This window comes from Streptomyces sp. NPDC021224 (assembly GCF_044332905.1).
Lineage (GTDB): Bacteria > Actinomycetota > Actinomycetes > Streptomycetales > Streptomycetaceae > Actinacidiphila.
Map to the genome: position 1 here is coordinate 147,942 of NZ_JBIRPW010000012.1, position 24,446 is coordinate 172,387.

At 72.6% G+C, this 24,446-nt stretch carries 25 protein-coding genes; 22 read left to right on the top strand and 3 right to left on the bottom strand.

The window, feature by feature from the left end; all coding sequences use genetic code 11:
• Window positions 1–630 precede the first annotated feature (630 nt).
• Both ACH4PY_RS26770 and ACH4PY_RS26775 read left to right on the top strand, forming a co-directional pair.
• Entirely contained in the window at window positions 631–1,377 is a 747-nt protein-coding gene (locus ACH4PY_RS26770; RefSeq protein WP_398187963.1) for a GPP34 family phosphoprotein, read from the top strand.
• Between the two features lie 102 nt (window positions 1,378–1,479).
• Window positions 1,480–1,908, top strand: a complete 429-nt coding sequence (locus tag ACH4PY_RS26775) for a nitroreductase/quinone reductase family protein (RefSeq protein WP_398187966.1) — start codon at window positions 1,480–1,482, stop codon at window positions 1,906–1,908.
• 28 nt (window positions 1,909–1,936) lie between these two features.
• On the opposite strand, the gene ACH4PY_RS26780 is transcribed toward ACH4PY_RS26775, so the two are convergent.
• Window positions 1,937–3,421, bottom strand: coding sequence for an MFS transporter (locus ACH4PY_RS26780; RefSeq protein ID WP_398187969.1), 1,485 nt, complete (start codon window positions 3,419–3,421; stop codon window positions 1,937–1,939).
• 149 nt (window positions 3,422–3,570) lie between these two features.
• On the opposite strand from ACH4PY_RS26780, the gene ACH4PY_RS26785 reads away from it, so the two are divergent.
• The 3 genes from ACH4PY_RS26785 (at window position 3,571) to ACH4PY_RS26795 (ending at window position 5,400) form a co-directional block, all read left to right on the top strand.
• Complete coding sequence (locus ACH4PY_RS26785) at window positions 3,571–4,215, top strand: TetR/AcrR family transcriptional regulator (RefSeq protein ID WP_398187972.1); 645 nt, start codon at window positions 3,571–3,573, stop codon at window positions 4,213–4,215.
• A 436-nt stretch (window positions 4,216–4,651) separates the two neighbouring features.
• A complete protein-coding gene (locus tag ACH4PY_RS26790; RefSeq protein ID WP_398187975.1) occupies window positions 4,652–5,155 on the top strand; it encodes an OvmZ protein in 504 nt (167 codons plus the stop codon).
• A complete protein-coding gene (locus ACH4PY_RS26795) occupies window positions 5,152–5,400 on the top strand; it encodes a helix-turn-helix domain-containing protein (protein WP_398187978.1) in 249 nt (82 codons plus the stop codon). The genes ACH4PY_RS26790 and ACH4PY_RS26795 overlap by 4 nt, the downstream gene beginning before the upstream one ends.
• Window positions 5,401–5,498: 98 nt before the next feature.
• Here the strand turns inward: ACH4PY_RS26795 and ACH4PY_RS26800 are convergent, their stop codons facing one another.
• On the bottom strand, window positions 5,499–6,113 hold the full coding sequence (locus ACH4PY_RS26800; RefSeq protein ID WP_398187981.1) for a DNA-binding response regulator: 615 nt from the start codon (window positions 6,111–6,113) through the stop codon (window positions 5,499–5,501).
• A gap of 84 nt (window positions 6,114–6,197) precedes the next feature.
• A complete protein-coding gene (locus ACH4PY_RS26805; protein ID WP_398187984.1) occupies window positions 6,198–7,382 on the bottom strand; it encodes a sensor histidine kinase in 1,185 nt (394 codons plus the stop codon).
• Window positions 7,383–8,295: 913 nt separating this feature from the next.
• On the opposite strand from ACH4PY_RS26805, the gene ACH4PY_RS26810 reads away from it, so the two are divergent.
• The 17 genes from ACH4PY_RS26810 (at window position 8,296) to ACH4PY_RS26890 (ending at window position 24,424) form a co-directional block, all read left to right on the top strand.
• Window positions 8,296–8,808, top strand: coding sequence for a MarR family transcriptional regulator (locus ACH4PY_RS26810; RefSeq protein ID WP_398187987.1), 513 nt, complete (start codon window positions 8,296–8,298; stop codon window positions 8,806–8,808).
• A 522-nt stretch (window positions 8,809–9,330) separates the two neighbouring features.
• Window positions 9,331–9,648, top strand: a complete 318-nt coding sequence (locus tag ACH4PY_RS26815) for a hypothetical protein (RefSeq protein WP_398187990.1) — start codon at window positions 9,331–9,333, stop codon at window positions 9,646–9,648.
• 5 nt (window positions 9,649–9,653) lie between these two features.
• Complete coding sequence (locus ACH4PY_RS26820; RefSeq protein WP_398187993.1) at window positions 9,654–11,312, top strand: FAD-dependent oxidoreductase; 1,659 nt, start codon at window positions 9,654–9,656, stop codon at window positions 11,310–11,312.
• A gap of 15 nt (window positions 11,313–11,327) precedes the next feature.
• Entirely contained in the window at window positions 11,328–13,022 is a 1,695-nt protein-coding gene (locus ACH4PY_RS26825; protein WP_398187996.1) for an NAD(P)/FAD-dependent oxidoreductase, read from the top strand.
• A gap of 2 nt (window positions 13,023–13,024) precedes the next feature.
• Complete coding sequence (locus ACH4PY_RS26830) at window positions 13,025–13,603, top strand: flavin reductase family protein (protein WP_398187999.1); 579 nt, start codon at window positions 13,025–13,027, stop codon at window positions 13,601–13,603.
• Window positions 13,604–13,712: 109 nt separating this feature from the next.
• Window positions 13,713–14,159, top strand: a complete 447-nt coding sequence (locus tag ACH4PY_RS26835) for a nitroreductase family deazaflavin-dependent oxidoreductase (RefSeq protein WP_398188002.1) — start codon at window positions 13,713–13,715, stop codon at window positions 14,157–14,159.
• A gap of 1 nt (window position 14,160) precedes the next feature.
• Window positions 14,161–14,574: a VOC family protein gene (locus ACH4PY_RS26840; RefSeq protein WP_398188005.1), complete on the top strand. Its 414-nt coding sequence runs from the start codon at window positions 14,161–14,163 to the stop codon at window positions 14,572–14,574.
• A gap of 190 nt (window positions 14,575–14,764) precedes the next feature.
• Window positions 14,765–15,415 (top strand): hemerythrin domain-containing protein, encoded by a 651-nt coding sequence (locus ACH4PY_RS26845; RefSeq protein ID WP_398188008.1) that lies wholly within the window; start codon window positions 14,765–14,767, stop codon window positions 15,413–15,415.
• 30 nt (window positions 15,416–15,445) lie between these two features.
• On the top strand, window positions 15,446–16,921 hold the full coding sequence (locus tag ACH4PY_RS26850) for an MFS transporter (RefSeq protein ID WP_398188012.1): 1,476 nt from the start codon (window positions 15,446–15,448) through the stop codon (window positions 16,919–16,921).
• Between the two features lie 43 nt (window positions 16,922–16,964).
• A complete protein-coding gene (locus ACH4PY_RS26855) occupies window positions 16,965–17,951 on the top strand; it encodes a hypothetical protein (RefSeq protein WP_398188015.1) in 987 nt (328 codons plus the stop codon).
• A 38-nt stretch (window positions 17,952–17,989) separates the two neighbouring features.
• On the top strand, window positions 17,990–18,901 hold the full coding sequence (locus ACH4PY_RS26860) for a MarR family winged helix-turn-helix transcriptional regulator (RefSeq protein WP_398188018.1): 912 nt from the start codon (window positions 17,990–17,992) through the stop codon (window positions 18,899–18,901).
• 116 nt (window positions 18,902–19,017) lie between these two features.
• A complete protein-coding gene (locus tag ACH4PY_RS26865) occupies window positions 19,018–19,401 on the top strand; it encodes a hypothetical protein (protein ID WP_398188021.1) in 384 nt (127 codons plus the stop codon).
• Between the two features lie 82 nt (window positions 19,402–19,483).
• The gene (locus ACH4PY_RS26870) at window positions 19,484–20,977 is read left to right on the top strand and encodes an FAD-dependent monooxygenase (RefSeq protein WP_398188024.1); all 1,494 of its coding nucleotides are present in this window, start codon (window positions 19,484–19,486) and stop codon (window positions 20,975–20,977) included.
• Window positions 20,974–21,522 carry a nuclear transport factor 2 family protein gene (locus ACH4PY_RS26875; RefSeq protein WP_398188027.1) on the top strand — a complete coding sequence of 183 codons (549 nt, stop codon included), beginning with the start codon at window positions 20,974–20,976 and terminating at the stop codon, window positions 21,520–21,522. Before ACH4PY_RS26870 ends, ACH4PY_RS26875 begins: the two co-directional genes overlap by 4 nt.
• Window positions 21,519–22,106: an ester cyclase gene (locus ACH4PY_RS26880; RefSeq protein WP_398188030.1), complete on the top strand. Its 588-nt coding sequence runs from the start codon at window positions 21,519–21,521 to the stop codon at window positions 22,104–22,106. The genes ACH4PY_RS26875 and ACH4PY_RS26880 overlap by 4 nt, the downstream gene beginning before the upstream one ends.
• 88 nt (window positions 22,107–22,194) lie before the next feature.
• Complete coding sequence (locus tag ACH4PY_RS26885; protein ID WP_398188033.1) at window positions 22,195–22,770, top strand: NADPH-dependent FMN reductase; 576 nt, start codon at window positions 22,195–22,197, stop codon at window positions 22,768–22,770.
• Between the two features lie 34 nt (window positions 22,771–22,804).
• Window positions 22,805–24,424, top strand: a complete 1,620-nt coding sequence (locus ACH4PY_RS26890; RefSeq protein ID WP_398188036.1) for an NAD(P)/FAD-dependent oxidoreductase — start codon at window positions 22,805–22,807, stop codon at window positions 24,422–24,424.
• The last annotated feature ends 22 nt before the right edge of the window (window positions 24,425–24,446 follow it).

The following is a 24,446-nucleotide window of genomic DNA, read 5'->3' on the forward strand; positions in this document are numbered from 1 at the left end:
CCCTTCGAAGCGCTGTCGTCCGGCGGCGCCGCCCGGACTCGTCGCCGGGTCTCGTCGCCCGGCCGGCCCGCACGCGGGATCGCCGCGCCCGGGAAGCCGGACGGCCGCCGGAGACGTCCCGAGAGAAGCGCGGCGGAGCCGGTCGTGGAAAGACGCCCCGCATATGTCTCGGCCAAGTCGCCGCGGCACGTTTGACCGCTCCGCGACCCGCCGGGCGCGGGCCTTCCGCCGGCCGTGCGGCGCGGGGCGCACTCGGCCCCCGCCACGCACGGGCCGCCGCGCCGCCCCGCGCTCCCGTGGAGGCTCGCCCGGCCTGCGTCCGGCCGCCGCCGTGGGGTCCGGCTGAGGTCGGGCCGCCGCCCCGTGGGATACGGCCTCCGTCCCGGCCCGGGGGCCGATCAGTAACGCTCCGCCTCCGGCGTCCGTCCGGGGGCGGCCTCCCCGCTCCGGACCCGGACGCCGTCCGCGCCCGGCGGCGTGAGCCGATTGGCCGAGAACGCCTGCCCGCCGCGCCGCGCGGCGCCTCGCGCGGGTGAATCGCGGGGGTGAGGAGTTGACTCCTGTCAGGCTTTGGTCACAGCCTGGGCGGAACGGGGGCTTCCGTCACACACCGGACGTACGCTCGCGCACATGACCATGGGGGACGAACTGCTCCTGCTGGCGATCACGCCGGGCAGGCTGCGCAGGGGGTTACGGATCCGGTCGCCGCAGCGGCTGCGGCTGGCGTTACGGGCCGCGGAGCTCGCGGAGCTGGCGCTCGCCGGGCGCGTCGAGGTGGGGGAGCGGCGGATCACGGTACGGGACCGGACGCCGGTCGAGGTGCCCCGCCTCAGCGGGGTGCTGCGGGTCCTGGACGGCGCGGAGCCGCCGCCCACGCTGGAGGAGTGGCTGCGCGGCGCCCCGCGCTCGCTCGTGGCGGAGTACGTCTCCCGGCTCCAGGACCGCAAGGCCGTCCGGGTCCGCCGCTGGCGCGGGCGCGACGGGCGGACCCGCCACGACATCCTCTCCCTCGACCTGCCGCGCCGCCGCGAGGCGGTCGCCCGGGTGAGCGCCGCGGTGCGCACCGCGCCCGGCCCCGCCGACGGCGACGCCGCTCTCGCGTACGGCCTCGCGCTGGCCGTGCTCGCCCGCAGCGCGCGGCTGGCCGCCGCGGTCCACCCGGGGCTGCGCGGCCTGCCCGCCCGCCGTCGGCTGGCCGCGCTCGCCGCGCCCGGCGGTGGGTCCGGCCTGCTGGGCGGCGCGGTGGCGGCCGCGTACGCGGCGGAGGCGGCGGCCGCCCGTATCCCCGACGCCTACTCCGACCGGGGCGGGTACGGCGGTGACGGCGCGGCCGGTCTGGCGGGCCTCGACGGGGCCACCCCGGGCGGCACCTGGTGAGACCCGGCGGCGGCCCGCCCCGTACGCCAACTGCTCGGGTGCGCACGGCCAGTAGAGTGGGCGCGGCCGGCACCGGCCGGCTCCTTGGGGGAGGAAACAGAGATGAGCATGTCCGAACGGCTGCGGCGCAACCAGCTGGTCATCGACGAATTCCGGTCCGCCGCGGGTGTGGTCGGCGGCGACTGGGCGAGCGTCCCGCTGCTGCTGCTCACCACCACCGGGCTACGCAGCGGCGAGCCGCGCACCGCACCGACGACGTATCTCGCGGACGGCGAACGGCTCGTCGTCTTCGCCGCGAACGGCGGCCGCCCCGCGCACCCCGCGTGGTACCGCAACCTGCTGGCCGACCCCGCCGTGCGGGTCGAGGTCGGCGAGCAGGCGTACGAGGCGACCGCCGCCACCGCGGACGGCGCGGAACGCGCCCGGCTGTGGCAGCTCCAGCTCGCGGCGGCCCCGTATTTCGCGGGCTTCCAGGAGCGCGCCGGGGACCGTCTCATCCCGGTCGTGGTCCTCACCCGCGCCGCGGGCTGAGGCGGCACGGCCCCGTCGGGCTGCCCCGTCAGGCGGTCGCGTCCCCGGCGCCCAGTGCGGCCGGCTCGGACGCGTCCGCCGGGGCGGCGTCCCCCGCGGCGGGCCGCGGGCGGCGGGACGGGATGAAGGACGCGAGCAGCAGGGCCAGCAGCGCGGTGCCCGCGCCGATCGCCATGACGGTGCGGAAGCCGTTCTGCGACGGGACCTGCACCGGGCCGTAGGCGAGGGTCATCTGGGCCAGCACCACACCGGCGACCGCGCTGGACACCGACGTTCCGACGGCCCGCATGAGGGAGTTGAGGCTGTTGGCCGCGGCCGTGTCGGACACCGGCACCGCGCCCATCACCAGCGCGGGCATCGCGCCGTAGCCGAGGCCCACGCCCGCGCCGATGATGCAGGACACCAGCACGAGCTGCCACACCGCGGACATCAGCGCGATGTTCACGAGGTAGCCCGCGGCGACCGTGGCCGCGCCCAGCATCAGTGTCGTCTTGGGCCCGCGGGCCTGGGTGATCCGGGCGGAGAAGGGCGCCACGACCATCATGACCAGCCCCTGCGGCGCCAGCACCAGACCGGTGACCAGCAGCGACTTGCCGAGCCCGTAGCCGGTGTCCTTGGGCAGCTGGAGCAGTTGCGGCAGCACGAGCGACATCGCGAACATCGAGAAGCCGTACGACACGGACGCCAGGTTGGTGAAGAGCACCTGCGGGCGGGCGGCGATCCGCAGGTTCACCAGGGCGTACGGCAGCCGCAGCTGGTAGGCGCCCCACACCAGCAGGACGGCCACGCCGCCCGTGAACAGGCCCAGCGTCGTCCCGCTCGCCCAGCCCCACGCGGCGCCCTTCGAGACGCCCAGCAGCAGGCACACCAGGGCGGCGGACAGCCCGAGGGCGCCGGATATGTCGAAGCGCCCGCCGGTGCGCACCTCCGACTCCGGCACCAGCGCCGCGACCAGCGCGGTCGCCACCGCGCCCGCGCCGGCGGAGACCCAGAAGAGCACGTGCCAGTCGAAGTGGTCGGCGACCAGCGCGGCCAGCGGCAGGCCGAGCGCGCCGCCGACACCGAGGGACGCGCTCATCACGGCGGTCGCGGACGCGAGCTTCTCGGTGGGCAGCTCGTCGCGCATGATGCTGATGCCCAGCGGGATCACCCCGGACGACACGCCCTGGAGGGCGCGTCCGACGATCATCGGGCCCAGCGTGTCCGACAGCGCGCACACCACCGACCCGGCGGTCAGCAGGACGAGGCTGACCAGCAGCAGCCGCCGCTTGCCGTGCATGTCGCCGAGCCGGCCGAAGACGGGCGTGGCGACGGCGGAGGCGAGCAGGGTCGCGGTGACCGCCCAGGTGGCGTCGGAGGGCGAGGCGTGCAGGAGGTCGGGCAGTTCCGGGACCAGCGGGATGACCAGGGTCTGCATCAGGGAGACGACGATCCCGGCGAAGGCCAGCACGACGACCACGGCGTCGGCGCGCCCGGAGGCGACCTTCCCCGGGGGTGCGGGGGTCTCGGACATGGGCTCAGGCCTCCGGTCTGGACAGGCGGTTGCGCGGGCGGATAATTTAAATAAACCGATTGATTTAAATGTAGGGAGCGGTGCCGGACCCGTCAAGCGACCGCAGGTCGGGCGGGGTGCGCGGGCCCGCGCTCGGTAAGGTCGTAGCCATGCCAGCCAGGAGCGTCCGCGCGGAGAAGGTCGAGGCGACGCGGGAGGCGATCCTCGCGGCGGCCGAACAGCTCTTCGCCGAGCACGGCGTCTACAACATCTCCAACCGGCAGATCAGCAACGCCGCGGGCCAGGGCAACACCGCCGCCGTCAACTACCACTTCGGCAACAAGACCGACCTCGTACGGGCCATCGCCCGCCGCCACACCGCGCAGATCGAACGCAACCGCGCCCGCCTCATCGCCCGCACCGAGGGCTCGACGGACCTGCGCGACTGGGTGGGCTGCATGGTCCGCCCGCTCACCGAGCACCTCGACGCGCTCGGCAGCCCCACCTGGTACGCCCGCTTCAACGCCCAGGTGTCCGCCGACCCGGCCCTCTACGAGGCCGTCGTCCCGGAGATCTCCGCGTCCCCCACGCTGCGCTCCCTCCTCGACGGCCTCAACGCGTGCCTCCCCGGCCTCCCGGACGACGTCAAGGCCGACCGCGGCGTCATGGCCCGCCACCTCATCGTCCAGATGTGCGTGGAGCGCGAACGCGCCCTGGCCACCGGCACCCCCCTCGCCCACCCCACCTGGTCCGACCTCGCCACCAGCCTGACCGACGCCCTCACCGGCCTCTGGCACGCCCCGGTCACCCCCTGACCGACCGCCGCCGCACCCGCGGACTCCCGTCCCGGGCACCGGTAACGCGGCCTCGGTGAGGGTCATCATTGCAGGTCAGAGGTAGTGCGGGGCTGGGTGTGGGGGGTTCCGGGCGGGGGTGTGATTTTTTCATGCCGGGGGGCGGGGGGACTCACGGGGGACTGGTGACTGTGGCACTGTCGCCGGCTTCGGCCGAGTCCGCATCCTGGGGTGGGTCCGGCCGGTGTGCCGGAAACGGATGCCGGTGACGGCTGTCGACAGCGGGGTGATGGGTGTGTATCAGGCTCAGCGGGGACGGAGCGGCGCTCGTGAGAAAGCGGCCGAGCAGGCCGCCGGGACGGCGTACTGTTCCGGGTTCGACGCGCTGGGTGGGCACCGGCCACGGCGGCTCGTGACGGGACTGCGCTCCTGCCGGGCGTGCGGGGACCGGGTGGGGGTGTCCTTACGGGCGCTGCCGCGCCTGTACGCCGCGTGCGAGCACGCGCTGGAGCCGGTGACGAGCGGCTTCCGGCAGCGGGTCAGCGGGAGCCGGAACAACGGTATGGCGCTCAACGAGCGGGCGATGGAGGCCCGCAGCGAGATGGTGGGCGTGCTGGCGTCCTGGGCCGACATGGTGGTGGGGGAGCGGCGGGCGTCCGCGCCCCGGGGGCGGACGGTACGCGACCTCGCGGGGTTCGTCGCCGGTCATCTGGACTGGCTGCTCGCGCACCCGGCGGCCGACGACTTCGTGAGCGAGATCGTCATGGTCGAGGAGGCCGCGCTGCGGGCGGTGAACGGCGGCGGGTCCTCCCGCGAGCTGGGGCGCTGTCCGGAACCGGGCTGCGACAGCACGGTGCAGTCGGGGGTGCTGCCGGGCGGGGACTTCGCGGTGAGCTGCGGCGCCGGGCACGTGCTCACCCCGCAGCAGTGGATGCTGCTGGGCCGCCGGGCGGCGTCATGACCCCGCCCCGCGCGGTGCCGCCGCGCGTCGTGCCGACCGAACTCGCGGCGCTGGCCCTCGGGGTGCCGCCCGCGACGATACGGAAGTGGGCCAGCCGGGGGAAGCTGACCCGCTACGGGCGGCCCGGACGGGCGGAGTACGACCTCGACGAGCTGTTCGCGCTGGCCGAGGCGCGTACCGCCACCACCGCCGGCCGGGGCGGCGGCGCCGAGCCGCAGGACCCGGCGGCCGCGGAGTCCGCGTGAGCGGCGGACGGCCCCGGCCACGACAGCGCGCCGCCGGTCACGGCGGCGCGCCTGCCGTGCCCGGAGGCGGGCCGCGGCGCCCGGTGTGCGGCGGCGCGTCAGATGATCCAGCCCGTGTCGTGGGCGATCCGGATCGCGTCGATACGGTTGCGCGCGTTGAGCTTGGTGACGCTGGTGGTGAGGTAGTTGCGGACGGTGCCGAGCGAGAGGCAGAGCATGTCGGATATCTCGTGCGGTTCGGCGCCGGTGGCCGCGAGCTGCAGGACGCTGAGTTCCCGGTCGGAGAGCGGACACTCCCCGGCGTCCCATGCGGCGAGGGCGAGTTCGGGGTCGATGGTGCGCTGCCCGGTGGCGACGCGGCGCACGCTCTCGGCGAGCTGGTCGGGCGGTGAGTCCTTGAGCATGAAGCCGGTGACGCGCGCGTTGAGCGCCCGGCGCAGCGTGCCGGGACGCCCGAGGCTGGTGAGGATGAGCGTCCGGCAGGTGGGGAGCCGCTGCTGGAGCTGGGTGACCGCGCTGAGCCCGTCGAGTCCGGGCAGGTCGATGTCGATCACGGCGACGTCCGGGTTGTGGTGAAGGGCTGTCGGAAGAATCTCGTCACCGCGGCCGATATCGGCCACGATGGTCAGATCGTCCTCGAGTTCGAGAAGGGCGACGAGCGCTCCGCGGACCATCGTCACGTCTTCGGCTAAAAGAATTCTGAGTTGCCTCATTGCCGCGCCCCCATAGATCGACAGTGTCCGGTGTCCAGCCGTGCAAATGGTCAAGTCGTACGGCTCGTGCAGCAGTTGCGGGGATTATGCGGAACGCCGGTGCCCGACGGTGTTGCGCAGGACGGACACCACGAGATGGAAGCGGCCGTCCTCCGCGATTCTGGTCGTGACGGTGCCGCCCACGGAGGACACCCGGCGTTCGATGCTCTCCAGCCCCGTACCGCGCCGCGCGGGCACGACGGTGGGCAGCCGCAGCCCGTCGTTGACCAGTTCCAGCCGAACCGTCCGCCCGTTGTCGACGGCCGAGATCTCGCATGCGCGGACGTCCCCGTGGCGCAGCATGTTGGTGACTCCCTCGCGCAGCGCGCTGGCCAGGACGGTGTCCTGGGCCTGGGGCAGCGGCCCGCACTCGTTGGACACGGTGGTCTTGATGTCGGCCGCGGTGAGCAGCGCCTCGGCGGCGGCGGTCTCCTCGGCGAGCGACAGGTCGCGGTAGCCCTGGGCGATGGTGCGGACGTCGGTGATCGCCTGGCGGGTGATGTCCAGGACGGAGCCGATCTCGGTGAGCGCGCGGTCGGGATGGCGGGTGACGAGGCGACCGGCGAGTTCGCATTTGAGGGCGATGGCGGAGAGGCTGTAGCCGAGCAGGTCGTGCAGGTCCGAGGCGATGCGCAGGCGCTCCTCGGTGACGGCTTTGCGGGCCGCCTCGCGCTGCGCGTGGTCGGCCTGGCTGCGGGCGGCCAGCCGCGCCAGGCGGGCCAGCGCGTAGACGGCGAGGCCGGTCAGTACGGTGGTGAGGGTGTGGGCCGCGGTGGTCGGCCACGGGGTGCGGGTGTACAGGGCGGTGGCGAACACCAGGGTGGCGGGCAGGGCGGACAGCGCCCAGGCGGCCGGGCCGGAGAAGAGCAGCAGACAGGATCCGGCCAGGAATCCCGCGTCGGGGTTCCAGGGGTGGCCGGACACCGCAAGCGGAATCAGGACGCACAGCCCCTGGGCGGTCAGCGAGAGGGCCTTGCGCCTGCGGCCCCAGCGGGCGGCGCGGGGCGAGGAGTGCAGTTGCTGGGTGGCGAAGACGCCCGTGGCGGAGAGGGCGGCGGCGGCCGCCTCGGCGCCGGTGGGCTGACCGGCGCACACGGTGACCAGGAAGATGAGCAGCCAGCAGGCGAGCACCGTGGACGTGATCGCGCGGACCTGGCAGGCCGGGTCGCCCGCCGGGGGTGAGCCGGGGCCGGGTGACGGGCCGCCGTCACGGTCTGCGGCGAAGAGCATCACAACCTCCGGGAGCGGTGGGGTACAGGCGCTGATGCGGAACGGCTCGTGAGGCGGGCTTGTCGCTGTTCTTCGTACGTCCGGCGGGGTGGTGCGGCAACTGGTCCGGCGGGTCCGCCGGGAACGGGCGGGAGCCCCGGACCGCGCGGTCCGGGTGGGGCGGGAACCGGGTGGGGCGGGAGAACGACGGCGGGTCGCCGGTGGGGCGCGGAGCGGACGGCGGGTTGCCGGTGGGGCGTTGGAGCTACGGCGGTCGCCGGTGGGACGCGGGGCCGGCGGCAGATCGCCGGTGGGGCACGAAAGACGGCGGCGGGGACGCCGGTGGCGCACGAGCGGGCGGTGCCGCGTCGCCCGTCCCCCCGCGGTGGCGCGGCGGGCCGGGCGTGGACGATCGCTCGCCCGCTGTCGCGGCCTTCCGGGACGACGGTCTCTCGACGTTTGATTGTCCGCAGTATGCGTGAGGCTCCCGCCCAACGGTAGTCGGGTTCTCGCATGCGGACAGCTATTCGAAGGCTTCCGCGGCGTGTCGCGGAACGCCCCGAACGGTGACGTGCCAGGTCAGGGTGCGCGATTCCGGAACCCCCGGGAAACGGAGCGCGCCGCGGGCGAATCCCGCCCGGATTCCGGTGACTTCCTCCCACGTTCCCCACCCATCACAGGTTCCGCACCAGCCCCGTACGAGCCGCGCCCCGGTCCCGGTCCGCCCGGCAGGCCGGAATCCGCCGGTCCGGCTTCTCCGGATTGCGGTGGGCGTGGGAGGGGTGGTGCGCTCGTGGGCGGGAGGAGTGTGCATGGGCGGGTTTTCTGGAAGAACCCAGTTGTCGACACACGAATCCGGCGCGGTCCCCGCAGCCCGCCGGACCCCCGCCCGGACCGGCCCTCCGGGGCCGCCGGGCCCTACCAGGGAGCAGCCATGACCACAGGTCCGATCCTCGACCCGCGCGTCCTCGGCCGTGCCGAGACGGCCCACCGGGCGCTGATGGAAGCCGTGCTGGGGGAGGCCGGGGCCTCGCACCAGCAGTGGATCGCGCTCAACATCAGCACGCTCAGCCAGGCCGAGCTGGACCGCGACCGGCTGGTCGCGCGGCTCGCCATCGCGACCAAGACCGACCGCCACGCGGCCGGCGCCGTGGTCGCCGAGATGCTGGCGGCCGGGCTGCTGGTGGCGCTGCCGGGGGCGAGCTGCCCGGTGCGGCCGACCGCCGAGGGGCTGGCGCTCCAGCGCCGCATCCGGGATGTGTTCGACGAGGCGATCGACCGGCTCTACCTGGGCATTCCCGCGGAGGACCTGAGCGTCACGAGCCGCACCCTGGTGGAGGTGACCGCCCGGATCGACGCCGAGCTGATGGAGCGTCCGGCCGTCCCGAGGGCCCGCCGGCACGTCCCACGGGGCGGCCGGCCACTTCCGCCGGGGGGTCCGTCATGACGGCCGCCGTGGCGCCCGCGGGGCGGGCCGGGCCCGTGCACCCCCGTTCCGGACGGGGATTGACGCCGCGTTCGAACGCGTGTCACGATTTCTGGCGGCGCCAGATCTGTGTCCTGACCCCGGATCGGCCCACTCCCCCCGAACGCCTGCGACCGGCCCTACGGCCGGTGTGACGGCGTGCCCAGGGCACCACCGGCGGCGCATCACGCGCCGCTTTTTTCGTGCCCCGGGACGGAGAGAGTTGACATGGTTCGTCCGGCTATGTCACGCTACTTCCGGCGGTCGAGCTGTGCCCGGACACGGATCCGGCGGCTCCCGCCGATCCCCTCCCCGCCGGTGTCGACCGGCATCCACGCGTACCGAGCGACGCCACCCGGCGGCGAACGGCGTTGATCTGACGCCCCGTCACCCATGGCGCATAACCGCCGCTGCGCCACTGCCCGGCCCGTCGTCCCCGAGGCCCGTTCCACCGGCCCCGGGGACGCGGGCTTTTCGTGTTCCCGCTGCCGAAAGGAATCCGCTGTGAGTTCCATTGCCGGAACGTGGGACGTGACCGTGAAATCGCCGGTGGGTGATCTGGCGGTCGTCTACATCTTCACCGACTCCGCGGGCACGGTTGCGGGTACGGCCTCCAGCGAGGCCGAGACGGTGCCGCTGGCGAATGTCATCAGCAAGGACACCGCGGAAGGCCGCCGGGTCACCTGGAAGCAATCGGTCACCAAGCCCGCGAAGCTCAACCTCGAATTCGACGTCACGTTCGTCGGCGACACCCTCTCGGGGCATTCCAAGGTCAGCCGGCTGCTGCCGAAGATCGGCGTCACCGGATCGCGGCGCGCCTGAACGTCATGGACGTGACGAGTGTGGACACGGACGTCGTCGTCGTCGGCGCGGGTCCGGTCGGCCTGATGCTCGCGTGCGAGCTGGCGCTGGGCGGGGCCCGGGTGACCGTCCTGGAGCGCCTCGCGTCGCCGACGACCGAATCGCGCGCCTCGACCCTGCACGCGCGGACGATGGAGTTCTTCGACCAGCGCGGCCTGCTGGAGGAGCTGGGCTCGCCCCCGATCCAGCGGTCCGGCCACTTCGGCGGCATACCGCTGGACTTCAGCACGCTGCCGACCCGCTTCCCCGGCCAGTACAAGGTGCTCCAGGCGCAGGTCGAGCAGGTGCTGGCCCGGCGTGCCGCCGAGCTGGGCGCCGACGTCCGCCGCGAGCACGAGGTGTGCGCCCTCGACCCGGACGTCCCGGACCCGGACACCCCGGAAGGCGCGGTGGTGCGGGTCCACGCCCGGACCCCGTCCGGGCAGGTGCGGCTGACGGCACGTTACGTCGTCGGCTGCGACGGCGAGGACAGCACCGTCCGGGTTCTGTCCGGCATCGACTTCCCCGGCGCGGCGGGCACCCACGAGCTGCTGCGCGCGGACGTGGCGGGCGTCGACATCCCCGAGCGCCGGTTCGAGCGGCTGCCCGCGGGGCTCGCGATCTCCTCGCGGCTGCCGAACGGCGCCACCCGCGTCATGGTCTCGGTGTTCGGCGCCCCGGTCGGACCGCGCCCGGGGCCGCCGGACTTCGACGAGATCTGCGCGGTGTGGGAGAAGGTCACCGGCGAGAGCCTGCGGCACGGCACACCGGTGTGGCGCAACGCCTTCGACGACACCAGCCGGCTCGCCCGGCGGCTGCGCGCGGGCCGGGTGCTGCTGGCCGGGGACGCCGCGCACGTCCAGATGCCCTCGGGCGGGCAGGCCATCAACCTCGGCCTCCAGGACGCCGCGAACCTCGGCTGGAAGCTGGCCGCGGTCGCGACCGGCGCCGCCCCTCGGTCCCTGCTGGACACCTACCACGACGAGCGGCACGAGGTCGCCCGCCGGGTCCTGGGCAACATCCGGGCACAGGGCCTGCTGCTGCTCGGCGGCCCTGAGGTGGACGCGAGCCGCACCGTGCTGCGCGAGCTGATCGGCCACCAGGTGGTCAACGACCGCCTGGCTGCCATGATCGCCGGCGTCGACATCCGCTACCCCGTGCCCGACGACCCCCCCGAGTTCCGCCACCGTCCCGACGGCGCCTCCCCGTACGCGGACCGCACCGCGGCCGCGGACCGTCCGGCCGTCAACGGCGACGGCGACGGCGGCGGCGACGGTGACGGCGGCCCCCACCTGGCGGGGGCCGCCGTCCCGCACGCGGCGCTCACCGTGGACGGCGCGCCGACGAGTACGACCGCCCTGCTGCGGCCCGGCCGCGGGGTGCTCCTCGACCTGGCCGCGTGCGCCGGCCGGCACGACTGGCTGTCCGGCCGTACGGCCCCGGTCACGCAGCGGGTGGACCTCGTGGCGGCCACGGCGCCGCCCGGCGGTCCACTGGAGGGGCTGGAGACGCTGCTCCTCCGCCCGGACGGCTACGTGGCCTGGTCCGGTGACCGCTACAGCGACCCCGGGCCCGCGGTCGCCCGCTGGTTCGGCGCCGCATCGCCCGCGGCGACCGGTGCCATCCCCGTACGAACCCAAGTCTGACGATGGGAGATTCTCATGGCGACCAAAGCCCCGCCGCCGGCGGCCGCAGGAGCGGACCTGAGCAAGGCGCAGCACTGTGACGTGTTCGTCCTGGGATCCGGCCTGGCCGGTTCGACGATCGCCACGGTCCTCGCCGCGCAGGGCGCCAAGGTGGTGCTCGTCGACGCGGCCCAGCACCCACGGATGGCGATCGGCGAGTCCCAGACCCCGCAGCTGGCCGAGTGGCTGCACATCCTGGCCGAGCGTTACGGGGTGCCCGAGCTGGCGTCCCTGGCCAAGGTGGGCGTCACCAACAAGGTGGTCGGCCCGACCCACGGGGTGAAGGTCCACTTCGGGTTCGTCCGCCACGAGGCGGGCAAGGAGCCGAACCCGGCGGAGTCCACGCAGTTCGCGATCCCGCGGCTGCTGGCGCAGAACAGCCACATGTTCCGCCAGGACACCGACTCGTGGATGTTCCACGTCGCGGTCAAGTACGGAGTGCAGGTACGCCAGATGTGGCGGGCCGCGGACATGGACTTCGACGACGACGGCGTGACCGTCAGCGGCACCAACGGCGACGTCTACCGGGCCCGCTACCTGGTCGACGCCAGCGGTTTCCGCTCGCTGCTGGCCGAGAAGTTCGACCTGCGTGAGAAGCCGGCCCGCTTCAAGCACCACTCGCGGTCGCTGTTCAACCACTTCATCGGCATCAAGCCGTTCGACGACGTGGTGGACTTCCCGGCCGAGCACCGCCCGCCGATCAAGTGGCACAAGGGCACCATGCACCACATGATCGACCGCGGCTGGCTGTGGATCATCCCGTTCAACAACTACCGCAAGTCGAAGAACCCGCTGGTGAGCGTCGGCCTCCAGCTGGACGAGCGGGTCTACCCCAAGCCGAAGGACCTGACGCCCCAGCAGGAGTTCGACGCCTTCCTGAACAAGTACCCGGCGATCAAGCGGCAGTTCGACGGTGCCCGCCCGGTCCGCGAGTGGGTCTCCACCGACCGGCTGCAGTACTCCTCGCGCAAGTCGGTCGGCCCGCGCTGGTGCCTGATGTCGCACGCGGCCGGCTTCATCGACCCGCTGTTCTCCCGCGGCCTGTCCAACACCATGGAGGTCGTGGACGCGCTGGCCTCCCGGGTGCTGGAGGCGCTCAAGGACAACGACTTCTCCGAGGAGCGCTTCTCGTACGTCGAGAAGCTGGAGGCCGGCCTGCTCGACTTCAACGACGAGCTGGTCAACAGCGCGGTGATCTCGTTCTCGCACTTCCGGCTGTGGAACGCCGTCTTCCGGGTGTGGGGCTGCTTCATCACCCCCGGTGTCATGCGCCTGACCGGCGCCCGGCTGCGCTACGTCGTCGACAACGACGACGCGCACTTCACGTCGCTGGAGAAGACCGAGAACCCGGGCCTGTGGTGGCCGGAGAGCAAGACCTTCCAGCGCATCCTGGAGGTCACCGCGGAGACCTGCGAGAAGTTCGAGGTCGGCGAGCTGACCGGCGACCAGGCCGCGGACATCATCCTGAAGGTCGTCCAGGACAGTCCCGAGGTCAACCCGACCTTCGGCTGGAAGGACCCCGCGACCCGCTTCGTGGCGCCCAGCACCTGGGACCTGGCCAAGTTCGTGCGCTGGGGCCTGATGTCGGCCGGCCCCGACATGCGCAAGCTCACCCGCTTCGTGGTCTCCGGCGGTCTGAAGGCCGGGCCGCGCGCGCGGAAGCTGATGTAGCCGTGCCGACGGCGGGCACCGCACGCCCCGGCGGGCACCTCGACCCGCCCGGGCCCACGCACCAGGTCTTCCCGGTCGACGGCCGGTCGCTGCGCACGGTGAGCGGACTGTTCGTCACCGGCGTCACCGTCATCTCCACCGGGGACGACGCGCAGGGCGACGGCACCACCGTGAACTCCTTCACCTCCGTCTCCCTGGATCCTCCGCTGATCCTCTTCTGCATCCACCGCGACTCCCGGCTGCGCGACGAGCTGGCGCGCACCGGGCGCTTCGCGGTCAACCTGCTGGCGCGCCGGCACGAGCAGCTGGCGACGACGTTCGCCGGCCGGCAGGTCCCGGCCAGCGAGCGGGTGTTCTCCGGCCGCAGCCGCCGGGGCGTGCCGGTCGTCGGCGAGTCGCTGGCCTACATGGACTGCGACATCCGGGCGGAATACCCCGGCGGCGACCACGTCATCGTGCTGGGCGAGGTGGCCGAGCTGGGGGTGCACCGGCAGCGGCAGGAGCCGCTCACGTTCTTCGAAGGGTCCTTCGGGCGCCTGGAGGAGGAGCTGCGAGCAGCGTACGCACGGTGGGACGGCTGAGCCAGGGGACGCGCGCCGACTGGCGGGAAAGCGCCGTTCCGGCCCTTCCCGGTGGGACCTTTGGGATCCCGCCACTGTCATCCACACCATGCCTCCGGGAGGAGCACCCATGACACTCGGCCGCGGATGGGCGCGTTTCAACAAGACCGTGGGCAACCGCCTCGCGGGCCCGCTCTTCGGGCGGATGCCGGGCTTCGGCCTGGTCCTGCACCGCGGGCGGAAGTCCGGACGGGAGTTCCGCACTCCGGTGAAGGTCTTCCGCCACCAGGGCACCTACGTCATCACCCTGCCGTACGGCTCGCGTACCGACTGGGTCCGCAACGTACGCGCGGCCGGCGGCTGCGACCTGCTGGTCCGCCGCCGCCGGCTGCACATGACCGACCCGGTGGTCGTCACCGACGACAAGACGGTGCGCATCCGCTGGGGCCTGCGGCTGGTGCTCTCGGCCCTGCGGGTCACCGAGTTCCTCACCCTGGTCCCCGCGACCGACCCCGGGACGCCTGCGAAGACCGACGCACGACAGACCTCACAAGCCTCACAAGCGAAGGGAAACTGACATGCCCGCTCTCGGCGGAATACACCACGTGAAGTTCGCGGTCAGCGACATCCAGCGGTCCATCGACTGGTACGGCCGCGTCTTCGGCTTCACCACCACGATGGAGTTCAAGGACGACGAGGGCATCGTGCGCGGCTCGGTGGGCAAGCTCACCGGCCTCGACAACACGCTGCTGGCCTTCCGCGAGAACGCGGAGCTGTCCGAGTCGCTGTCCGGGTTCGACCCGGTCAGCTTCGCGGTGCAGGGCAAGGCCGAGGTCCAGGCCTGGGTCGACCACCTCAACGCCGAGGGTGTCGAGAACTCCGGCCTGCGCATCGCCGCCATCGGCTACATCGTGTTCTTCCACGACCCGGACGGCATCAAGCTGCACGTCTACTCCTTCGACACCCCGGCCCCCGACGAGATCGAGGCCTGACCCGGCTCCGGCGCCGCCGGCCGCGGCACCGTGCCGCGGCCGGCGGCGGGCCGGTCCCGCGTCACCCGCCGCTCACCTGTTATCAACCTTGACGGTTACGTGAGTGTGCGGTTAGGCGAATCATTAGTTGTTGGGGTTGATGGTTGTCGGTGTTTCGCGTAGCGTGGACACCGGAGAGAGGAGCTGTCCCATGAGCGGCGAGTACAAGCTCGACATGACGATGATGCTGACCATCCACGACGCCTTCCGCCGTGAGCTGGACCGCATCGCCAAGGTGGCCGACGGCGTCAGCGACGACCCCCGGACCGTGATGCGGACCGCGCTGGGCTGGAAGCTGTTCAAGACCTATCTGCACATCCACCACACCTCCGAGGACGACACGGTGTGGGGCCTGATGGAGGAGCGGCTGGCCGACGCCCCCGACCTCGCGCTGCTGCACGCGATGGAGGCCGAGCACGCCGCCATCGACCCGCTGCTGGCGAGCATCGACGCGGCGCTGGCCGACCCGGAGAAGGGCGCGGAGCAGCTCGGCGGCCTCGTGGGCGACCTCAGCACCAGCCTGCGCGGGCACCTCCAGCACGAGGAGTCCGAGGGCCTGTCCCTGGTCGACTCCACGCTGACCCAGGAGGAGTGGAGCCACTTCGCGGCCGTCCACCTCAAGAAGGTCGGCGAGGACATCGGCACGTACATGCCCTGGCTGCTGGACGACGCCGCCGCCGACTGGGTCGAGACCGTGCTGGGCCGGCTGCCGGGCTGGGGCCGCGTCAAGTACGAGAACGAGTGGAAGGCCGCGTACGAGCAGCTCTCTCTCTGGACGCCGGCAGCCGGCACCGCCGGCTGATCTTCGAGTTCATCCCGGAGGGACCCCGACATGTCACAGTACGAAGGAGCCACGGCCGATCCGCCGGTGGACGCCGCCGCCCCGGCCCCGGAGGCGGGCGCCCGGCTCGGTGTCGCAACCATGGTCATCGCCCTGGCGCGGTTCATGGTCGTGCTCGACGGCACGATCATGATCGTTGCTCTCCCGAGCATCCAGAAGGCGCTGAAGATCTCCCCGGGAAACCTGAACTGGGTGATCAACGGGTACTCGCTGACGTTCGGCGGTCTGCTGCTGGTCGCCGGACGGGTGGGTGACGTCTACGGCCGCAAGAAGGTCTTCACCGTCGGCCTGGTGCTCTTCGGCCTGGCCTCGCTGGCCGGCGGCCTGGCGCCCAACGGCGGCTCGCTCATCGCCTTCCGCCTCATCCAGGGCGTGGGAGCCGCCGTCGCCACCCCAGGAGCACTGTCGCTGCTGGTCGCGACCTTCCCCGAGGGCAAACCACGGACCAAGGCGCTGGGCATCTACGGCGGTGTGACCGGCCTGGCGTCGGTCCTCGGCCTGGTGCTGGGCGGCGTGCTGACCACGTACGCCAGCTGGCGCTGGGTGCTGCTGGTCAACGTCCCCGTCGTCGTCGCGATCATCTTCGGGCTCAACGCGCTCAACGAGGGCGAGGCCGCCCGGCGGACCAGGATCGACATCCCCGGCGCGATCGCCGCGACCCTCGGCGCCGGCTCGCTGGTCTTCGGCGTCAACCGGGTCAGCGACCACGGCTGGAGCGACGCCACGGTCATCGCCTGTCTGATCGCCGCCGGTGTCCTGCTGGCCGCCTTCGCCGTCATCCAGCGCACCAGCGCCGAGCCCATGATCCCGCGCGAGGTGCTCAGCGACCGCGGCCGCACCGGAGCCAACGTCGTCACCCTGCTGATGTCGACGGGCAGCTTCGCCACCTACTACTTCCTGACCCTCTACATGCAGCAGGTCCTCGGCTACTCCGCGCTGCGGACCGGCCTGATGTACCTGCCGCTCGCGGTCGGCTTCGGTATCGCCGCCGGCGGTGTCGGACCGGTGCTGATGGCCCGCGCCCCGGAGCGGATCGCGCTCTCGCTGGCACTGGCGATCGCCGCGGCGGGATCGGGCTGGTTCGCCTTCCTGACCAAGGACTCCAACGTCTGGGCCATGGTGATGCCGGCCTCGCTCGTCACCGGTATCGGCCTGGGCGCCACCACGGTCGTCGCCACCACGATCGGCGTACGCGGTATCGACAGCTCCGAGGCCGGCATCGGCTCCTCGCTGCTGACGGCCAGCAGCCAGATCGGCGGCGCCCTCGGCCTCGCCGGACTGGCCACGGTCGCGGCCACCACCACCCGGCACGCCGCGGCGGGCACCTCCCTGCCGGACGCGCTGGTCAACGGCTACACCGCGGGCTTCAAGGTCGCCGTCGGCCTCTACGTGGTCGGCATCCTGGTCGCCCTGTTCACCGTCAAGCCGTTCAAGGGCGGCGGGGAGGCACAAGCACAGAAGGCCTGAGCGCGCGGAGAACTCGGCGGCACCATCGGCACTGGGAGCGGACATGACCGGACTGACGTACACCGACGCCATGAGCGGGGCGCTCGACCGGCTCCGGAGCATCGGCTACGAGCACGGCACGATGCTCGTCAACCACGCGCCGATGGCCGCCGAGGCCATGGCCACCCTGGGCTACGCCGACGACATCGCGACCTGGGTCGAGGACAACCTGGCCCACCGCCGCTACAAGGACCTGCCCACCCCTCGCTTCCCGCTGTCCGCCCTGGACGAGAGCGACTGGCGGCCCGCCCTCGGCGACTTCGACCGGGTCACCGACTGGTGGGAGATGTTCGACCGCGAGCTGGCCGAGAAGCCCTGGCAGGAGGTGCTGAACCTCTGGTGGCCGCGGCTGGTGTCGGGCATGTCCGGCGTCATGACGCACGGCGTGATCCGCACCGCCCACGCGGTGCGGGCCATCGCCCAGGCGAGCGACTCCGACAACGCCCTCTACCGCAAGGAACTCGCCCACGGCCTGGGCTACTGGGCGGCCCGCTACTCGCTCAGCGACGCCCAGGCCATCGACGCCGAACTGCGCCGGGCCACCCCCGTGGCCCGGCCCGAGGGCGCCGCCTTCACCGCCCTGGACGAACTGGTCGCGGACGCCTGCGGCCACTACGCGACCGTGCAGACCGGCCACCCCGTACCGCTGATCCACGCGATCACCGGCCCGGCCGCCGTCCGCCTGGTCCTGCCGCACCTGCCCGCCGATCTGCAGTGGACCTCCTTCCTGGCGGCCCGCCACTGCAGCGACGGCATCCGCGGCTACTACAGCTCCTCCCGCGGCCCCGCCACCGCCCCCGCCGCGGCGGTGCCGCGGGAGGACCAGCTCATCGCCGAAGCCGTCGAGCTCGGCGACGAGCACGCGATCAAACTCGCCGAGGTCGCCGTACGCCACCAGGCGCTGCTGCCCGACGACCGGTACGCCGCCGCGGCCAACGCGGCGACGACACGACTGCGGAAATTCCTCACCTCGCACTCGTTCTATGATTGATCACGCAGCCCGGACCGGCCGGAAGGAGGCGCACGCTCATGGCGGAGCCGCACGGCCACGGGCGAGGGTCCGCCGAGCTGGTCGGCGCGAAACTGGCCCCGGAGCTCACGCGCTACCTGCCGTACCTGATGCGCCGGGCGTTCGCGCACGTCGCGGCGGCCGCCGACCGGAGCACCCAGGCGCGTGACTACGCGGTCCTGGCCGCCCTCGCCGCCGGGCACGGCACCTCCCAGCAGGCACTCGCCGAGCGGCTGGAGATCAACCGGACGATCATGGTCAAGCTGATCGACCGGTTGCAGGGCGCCGGGTACGTCACCCGGACCCGCAACCCCGACAACCGCCGCTCCTACCTGCTCGCGCTCACCGACGCCGGCCGCGGCGAGCTGGCCCGTATGCAGCCCGCGGTCCTGGAGCGCGACCGGATGCTGACGGCCAACCTGACCGCGGACGAGCGCGTACGGCTCAACGAGCTGCTGCGCACCGTGCTCGGCGAACCGGCCGGCACCCCGAGCGGCCTGAGCACCGAGTACCTGATCACCCAGGTCTTCTACCTGCTGCGGCGGCGCGGTGACGCCCTGGTCGCGGACGAGGGCCTGCGGGTGCGCGACTTCGGCGCGCTGTCCGCGATCGGCAAGCTCGGGCCGTGCCCGCAGCAGCAGTTCGCCCGCTACCTCGCGCTCACCGAGCCCGCCGCCGCCCTGATCGTCGACGAACTGGTCGAGAAGGGCCTGGTCACCCGGGGGCAGGACCCCGACGACCGGCGCCGCTACGCCCTGGAGCTGACCGGCCTCGGCCGGGAGCGGCTGGCGTACCTGGCCGACGCGGTCGAGCGCATGCAGGGCGAGATCGTGCGCACCCTCGGCGGTGAGCAGGTCGAGGCCGAGCTGCACACCCTGATCCACCGGATGCTCGCCGCACCGGTGGCCACCGGAGCCGACCGGGTCGGCTGACCCCCCGCTCCACCTGAGGCTTTCTTCCACGTAAAGCGGTTCGCCCCCTCCGCGGGGCGGGCCGCTTTTGTGCTGCCCACGCCCACCCCACGACAGCTGCAGAAAGTAGGGAAGTCATGTCCCAAGTCGTCGACGCGCCGGTCGGCCTGTGGGCCGGCACGGTGTTCTACGGCACGACGGTCGAGGAGTTCACCGTCAACCTGGAGAGCGACGGGTCCGCCCAGCTCAAGACCGCGGAGACCGGCGGTGAGGGCACCTGGCGGCGGACCGGCGAGGACACCTTCGTCTTCACCATCACCGAGCGCCTCGACGAGGGCGACTCGGGCGTGTCCGGGGACACCGAGGTCACCGGCATCGACCACCTGATCATCAACATCGACGCCAAGCTCTTCGACACGGCCTTCCTGGGCACCGGCACCGCCGAGGTCTTCGACGCCGCCGGAAACGTGATCTTCTCCATCGCCGCTGAGACCAGGGCGCAGCTCTCGCCGGCCCCGTGACGGGCCGGCCGCGGAGGGCTGACCCGCCACGTCCCCGGTGCGGACTTCGACGAGTTCGACGAGTGCGACAAGAGAGGTATCCATGAATACGGATGTGATCGTGGTCGGCGCCGGACCGGCCGGGATGATGCTGGCCGGCGAACTGCGCCTGGCCGGTGTCGAGGTGGTCGTGCTGGAGCGGCTGGAGCGGCCGACCGGCGAGTCCCGCGGCCTGGGCTTCACCGCCCGCACCAAGGAGGTCTTCGACCAGCGCGGGCTGCTGCCGCGGCTGCCCCCCTTCGAGCTGAGCGCCGTCGGCCACTTCGGCGGGCTGCCACTGGACTTCGGCCAGCTGGAGGGCGGGCTCTTCGCGGGCAAGACGCTGCCGCAGTCCGACACCGAGGCGATGCTCGCGGGCTGGGCCCCCGGCCCCGGCGTCACCTTCCGCCGCGGCTGGGAGTGCGTCGCGCTGTCGGCGGACGACGACGGGGTGACCGCCGAGATCCAGGGCCCCGACGGCGCCCGGGAGGAGCTGCGGGCGAAGTACCTGGTCGGCTGTGACGGCGGGCGCAGCACGGTCCGCAAGGCGGCCGGCTTCGACTTCCCCGGCACGGCCGCCTCGATGGAGATGTTCCTCGCCGACCTGCGCGGCACCAACGTGCGGCCGCGGATGATCGGCGAGTCCTACCCCGGCGGCATGGTCATGGCCACCCCGCCCACCAACGGGGTGCAGCGCTTCATCGTGTGCGAGCGCGGCACGCTGCCCAAGCGGCGTACCACCCCGATCGAGTTCGGCGAGATCTCCGACGCCTGGAAGCGCCTGACCGGCGAGGACATCAGCCACGCCGAGCCGGTGTGGCTCAGCTCGTTCGGCAACGCGACCCGGCAGGCCACCGAGTACCGGCGCGGCCGGATCCTGCTGGCCGGTGACGCCGCGCACATCCACCTGCCGGCCGGTGGGCTCGGCATGAACACCAGCATCCAGGACGCGGTCAACCTCGGCTGGAAGCTCGCCGCGCAGGTGCACGGCTGGGCCCCCGAGGGGCTGCTGGACAGCTACCACGACGAGCGCCACCGGATCGGCCGGCGGCTGCTGATGAACACCCAGGCCCAGGGCCTGCTGTTCCTCAGCGGTGACGAGGTGCAGCCGATGCGCGACCTGTTCACCGAGCTGATCGGCTACGACGTGGTCGCCAAGCACCTGATCGGCATGGTCAGCGGCCTGGAGATCCGCTACGACGTCGGCGCGGGCGACCACCCGCTGCTCGGCGCGCGGATGCCCAACCGGCAGGTGGCCACCGCGACCGGCCCGCGGCCCTTCTACGAGCTGATGCACACCGCCCGCCCGATCCTGCTGGACGCCACCGGCGACGCGGAGCTGCAGCGCACGGCGGCCCCCTGGGACGACCGCGTCGACGTGGTCAGCGCGCCCTTCAGCGGCCTGGCCGGCGACGACCCGCTCACCGGCACCGCGGCGGTGCTGGTGCGCCCCGACGGCTACATCGCCTGGACGGCGCCCGGTTCGGCCGCCGGTCTCGACGAGGCCCTGCGCCGCTGGTTCGGCGCGCCGCGGCCGGCCGCGGGGGACCGGCCGTGACGGACCTGGACCTCTCGCTGCCCGCCGAGGCCGTCGCGGCGCTGCGCCGGCTGACCGACCGCGCGGACCTCGCGGACCTCGCCGACCGCTATCTGCGCGCCCTGGACGGCGGCGACTTCGACCAGGCCTGGGCGCGCTCGGTCTTCACCGGCGACGTCGAACTGGACTTCCCGCCGGGCAGCCACCAGGGCATCGCCGGGGTCGCGGACTTCACCCGCGGCTTCATGGGCCACTGGGACCGCACCCACCACAACGTCTCGCACTACGCCATCGAGCCGGACGGCGACCGGGCGACCGTCGCCTGGAACGTCGTCGCCATCCATGTGCACCCCGGCTCGCCGCCGCCGCCCGCCTCCGCGCCGCACTTCTACCTCGGCGGCCGGTTCGAGGGGGTGGCGCGGCGCACCGCCGACGGCTGGCGGCTGTGCCGGCTGGAGCTGCGCGTGGTGTGGACCACCGGGCCGGGCATCCGTGAGATCGCCCAGGTCATGACCGGTACCGACGGAGAACAGGTAATCACCACATGGAAGGACGGGACAGCATGACGAAGGAGATTCCCAGTGTCGAGAGGCAGCGGGAGATCATCGACATCGTCTACAACAAGGGCCTCAACGACGGCGACCTGTCGGTGGCCGACCGCTATCTGACGCCGGACTACCAGAGCCACGGCTCCTACGACGACTCGGTGCGCGGCCCGGCCTCGTTCAAGATGACGATCGAGATGCAGCACCGGTCGTTCTCCGACATCAGGTACGAGGTCCTCGACGTCGTCAGCGAGGGCGACCGCTCCGCGATCCGCTGGGTCATGAAGGGCAAGCACACCGGCCCGTTCCTCGGCATCCCCGCCACCAACAGCGAGGTCGAGCACCACGCGCTGCTCATCCTGCGGTTCGAGGACGACCGGATCGCCGAGCGGTGGGGCATCGTCGACAACTTCACGCTGATGCGCACCCTCCAGGGCATCACCGGCGCGCTCGGTGGCCCCGGTGGCCCCGGCGGGCGTCCCGGTGGCCCGGGTGGTCCCGGGGGTCCCGGCGGGCGTCCGATGGGCGGCCCGCCCATGGGCGGCCCCCCGGCCGGTGGCCCGCCCGCGGGCGGCCGTCCGCAGCCGGCGGGTTCCCCCTCCTGACCCTCTCCCGGGGCCGCGGCCGCGCCTGTGACGGGCGTGGCCGCGGCCCCGGGGTCCCACCGGTCCCGAGCAAGGGGAGGAGCACCCTGTGTCCACCGCACCGATCCGGGTCGTGGTCATCGTCGGCAGCACCCGTGCCGGACGCCTCGCGCCGCAGGTGGCGCAGTGGTTCGTCGGGCAGGCCGGGCAGCGCGCCGACCTGGTGACCGACGTGGTCGACCTGGTCGACCACCCGATGCCGGACGACCTCGACGACACCGCGCCCGCGGTGGTCGCGCTGCGGCCGGTACTGGCCGCGGCCGACGCCTTCGTCTTCGTCGTCCCCGAGTACAACCGCGGCATTCCCGGGCCGCTCAAGACGCTCATCGACAACTACAACGCGGAGTGGGAAGCCAAGCCCGCCGGATTCGTGACGTACGGCCTGAGCATGGCCGGCGGCGTGCGGGCGGTGGAGCACCTGCGGCAGATCCTCGCGGAGTTCCACTCCGTCGGCGTGAAGGACATCGCGATCTTCCCGCGGATCCTCAGCCACTTCGACGCCGCCGGCGCGTTCGCCCCCGAACTGGAGGGCTGCAACGCCGCGGCCAAGCTCATGCTCGACCAGCTCGTCTGGTGGGCCGACGCGCTGCGCACCGCGAAGGCCAAGCGCCCCTACCACTCCTGAGCCGAACCGACCGCACTCCCGTGGAGGACGAATCATGGACGAGACCGGCAAGGAGCTGGCCGACCAGACCTACGACGTGGCGATCCTCGGCGCCGGCATGGCCGGCGGCATGCTCGGCGCGGTGCTGGCCCGCAACGACGTCAAGGTGCTGCTGATGGACGCCGGCACCCACCCGCGCTTCGCGGTGGGGGAGTCGACGATCCCCTACACCTCCTCGATGACCAAGATCATCGCCGAGCGCTACGACGTCCCCGAGATCGCCCCGCTGGCCAGCTTTCGCGGCGTCAACGAGAAAGTCAGCCCCATGTCGGGACGGAAGTCGAACTTCGGGTTCGTCTACCACGAGCAGGGCAAGCCCCAGCAGCCCGACCAGATCAACCAGCTGGTGATCCCCGAGTGGCAGCGCACCGAGTGCCACCTGTTCCGGCAGGACTCCGACGCGTACCTGTTCAACCTCGCGGTGCAGTACGGCGCCGAGCCGTGCCTGGACACCCGCATCACCAGCATCGACATCGACCCGGCCGCCGGTGTGGTGCTGCGCTCCACGCAGGGCACCGAGTACCGGGCGAAGTACCTGGTCGACGGCGGCGGCTACCGCTCCCCGACCGCCGAGGCGTTCGGGCTGCGCGACGACCCGCCGCGGGCCCGGCACCACTCGCGCAGCATGTTCACCCACATGGTGGGCGTGACGCCGTTCGACGACGCCACCGCCGCCCAGGCGCACAAGAACCCCAGCCCCTGGCACCACGGCACGCTGCACCACGTCTTCGACGGCGGCTGGCTGTGGGTCATCCCGTTCGACAACCACGAGGGCGCGCTGAGCACCCTGTGCAGCGTCGGGCTGACGCTGGACGAGCGGGTCTTCCCCAAGGACCCGAAGGTCTCCGCGCAGCAGGAGTTCGACGACTTCCTCGCCCGCTTCCCGCAGATCGCCGAGCAGTTCACCGGCGCCCGCGCGGTGCGGCCCTGGATCAGCACCGGACGGCTCCAGTACTCCGCGTCCAACACCGTCGGCGAGCGCTACACCCTGACCTCGCACGCGGCCGGCTTCATCGACGCCCTGTACTCGCGCGGCATCACCAACACCCTGGAGGTCGTCAACTCGCTGGCCTGGCGGCTGATCGCGGCCTCCCGCGACGGCGACTGGTCCACCGAGCGCTTCGCGTACATCGACAAGGTCCAGCAGGGCCTGTACGACGTGCACGACGACCTCGTCTACAGCTCCTTCGTGGGCTTCCGCCACTACGAGCTGTGGAACGCGGTCATCCGGGTGTGGAAGGTCACCAGCATCCTGCCCACGATGCGGATCGAGAACGCGCTGCGCGACTACCTCAAGACCCGCGACGAGCAGGTGTTCCTCGACCTGGAGAACCACGAGACGCCCGGCATGCCCGCGCCCGTGGCCAAGGACATCATCGAGCTGCTCGCCTTCACCCGCACCACCTGCCAGGCAGTGGAGGCCGGCACCCTCGAACCCGCCGCCGCGGCCGACCGCATCTTCGCGCACCTGCGCGACAGCGCGTTCGTCCCCGCGCCCTTCGCCCTGGGCGACCCGGACAACCACCACTTCGAGGCGACGCCGGAGCTGCTGGAGCGGCTCGGCCGGTGGGGCACCACCCAGTCCCCGCAGCACATGCGCTCGCTGTTCGCCTGATCATCCCCAGCGCGCCGGCTCC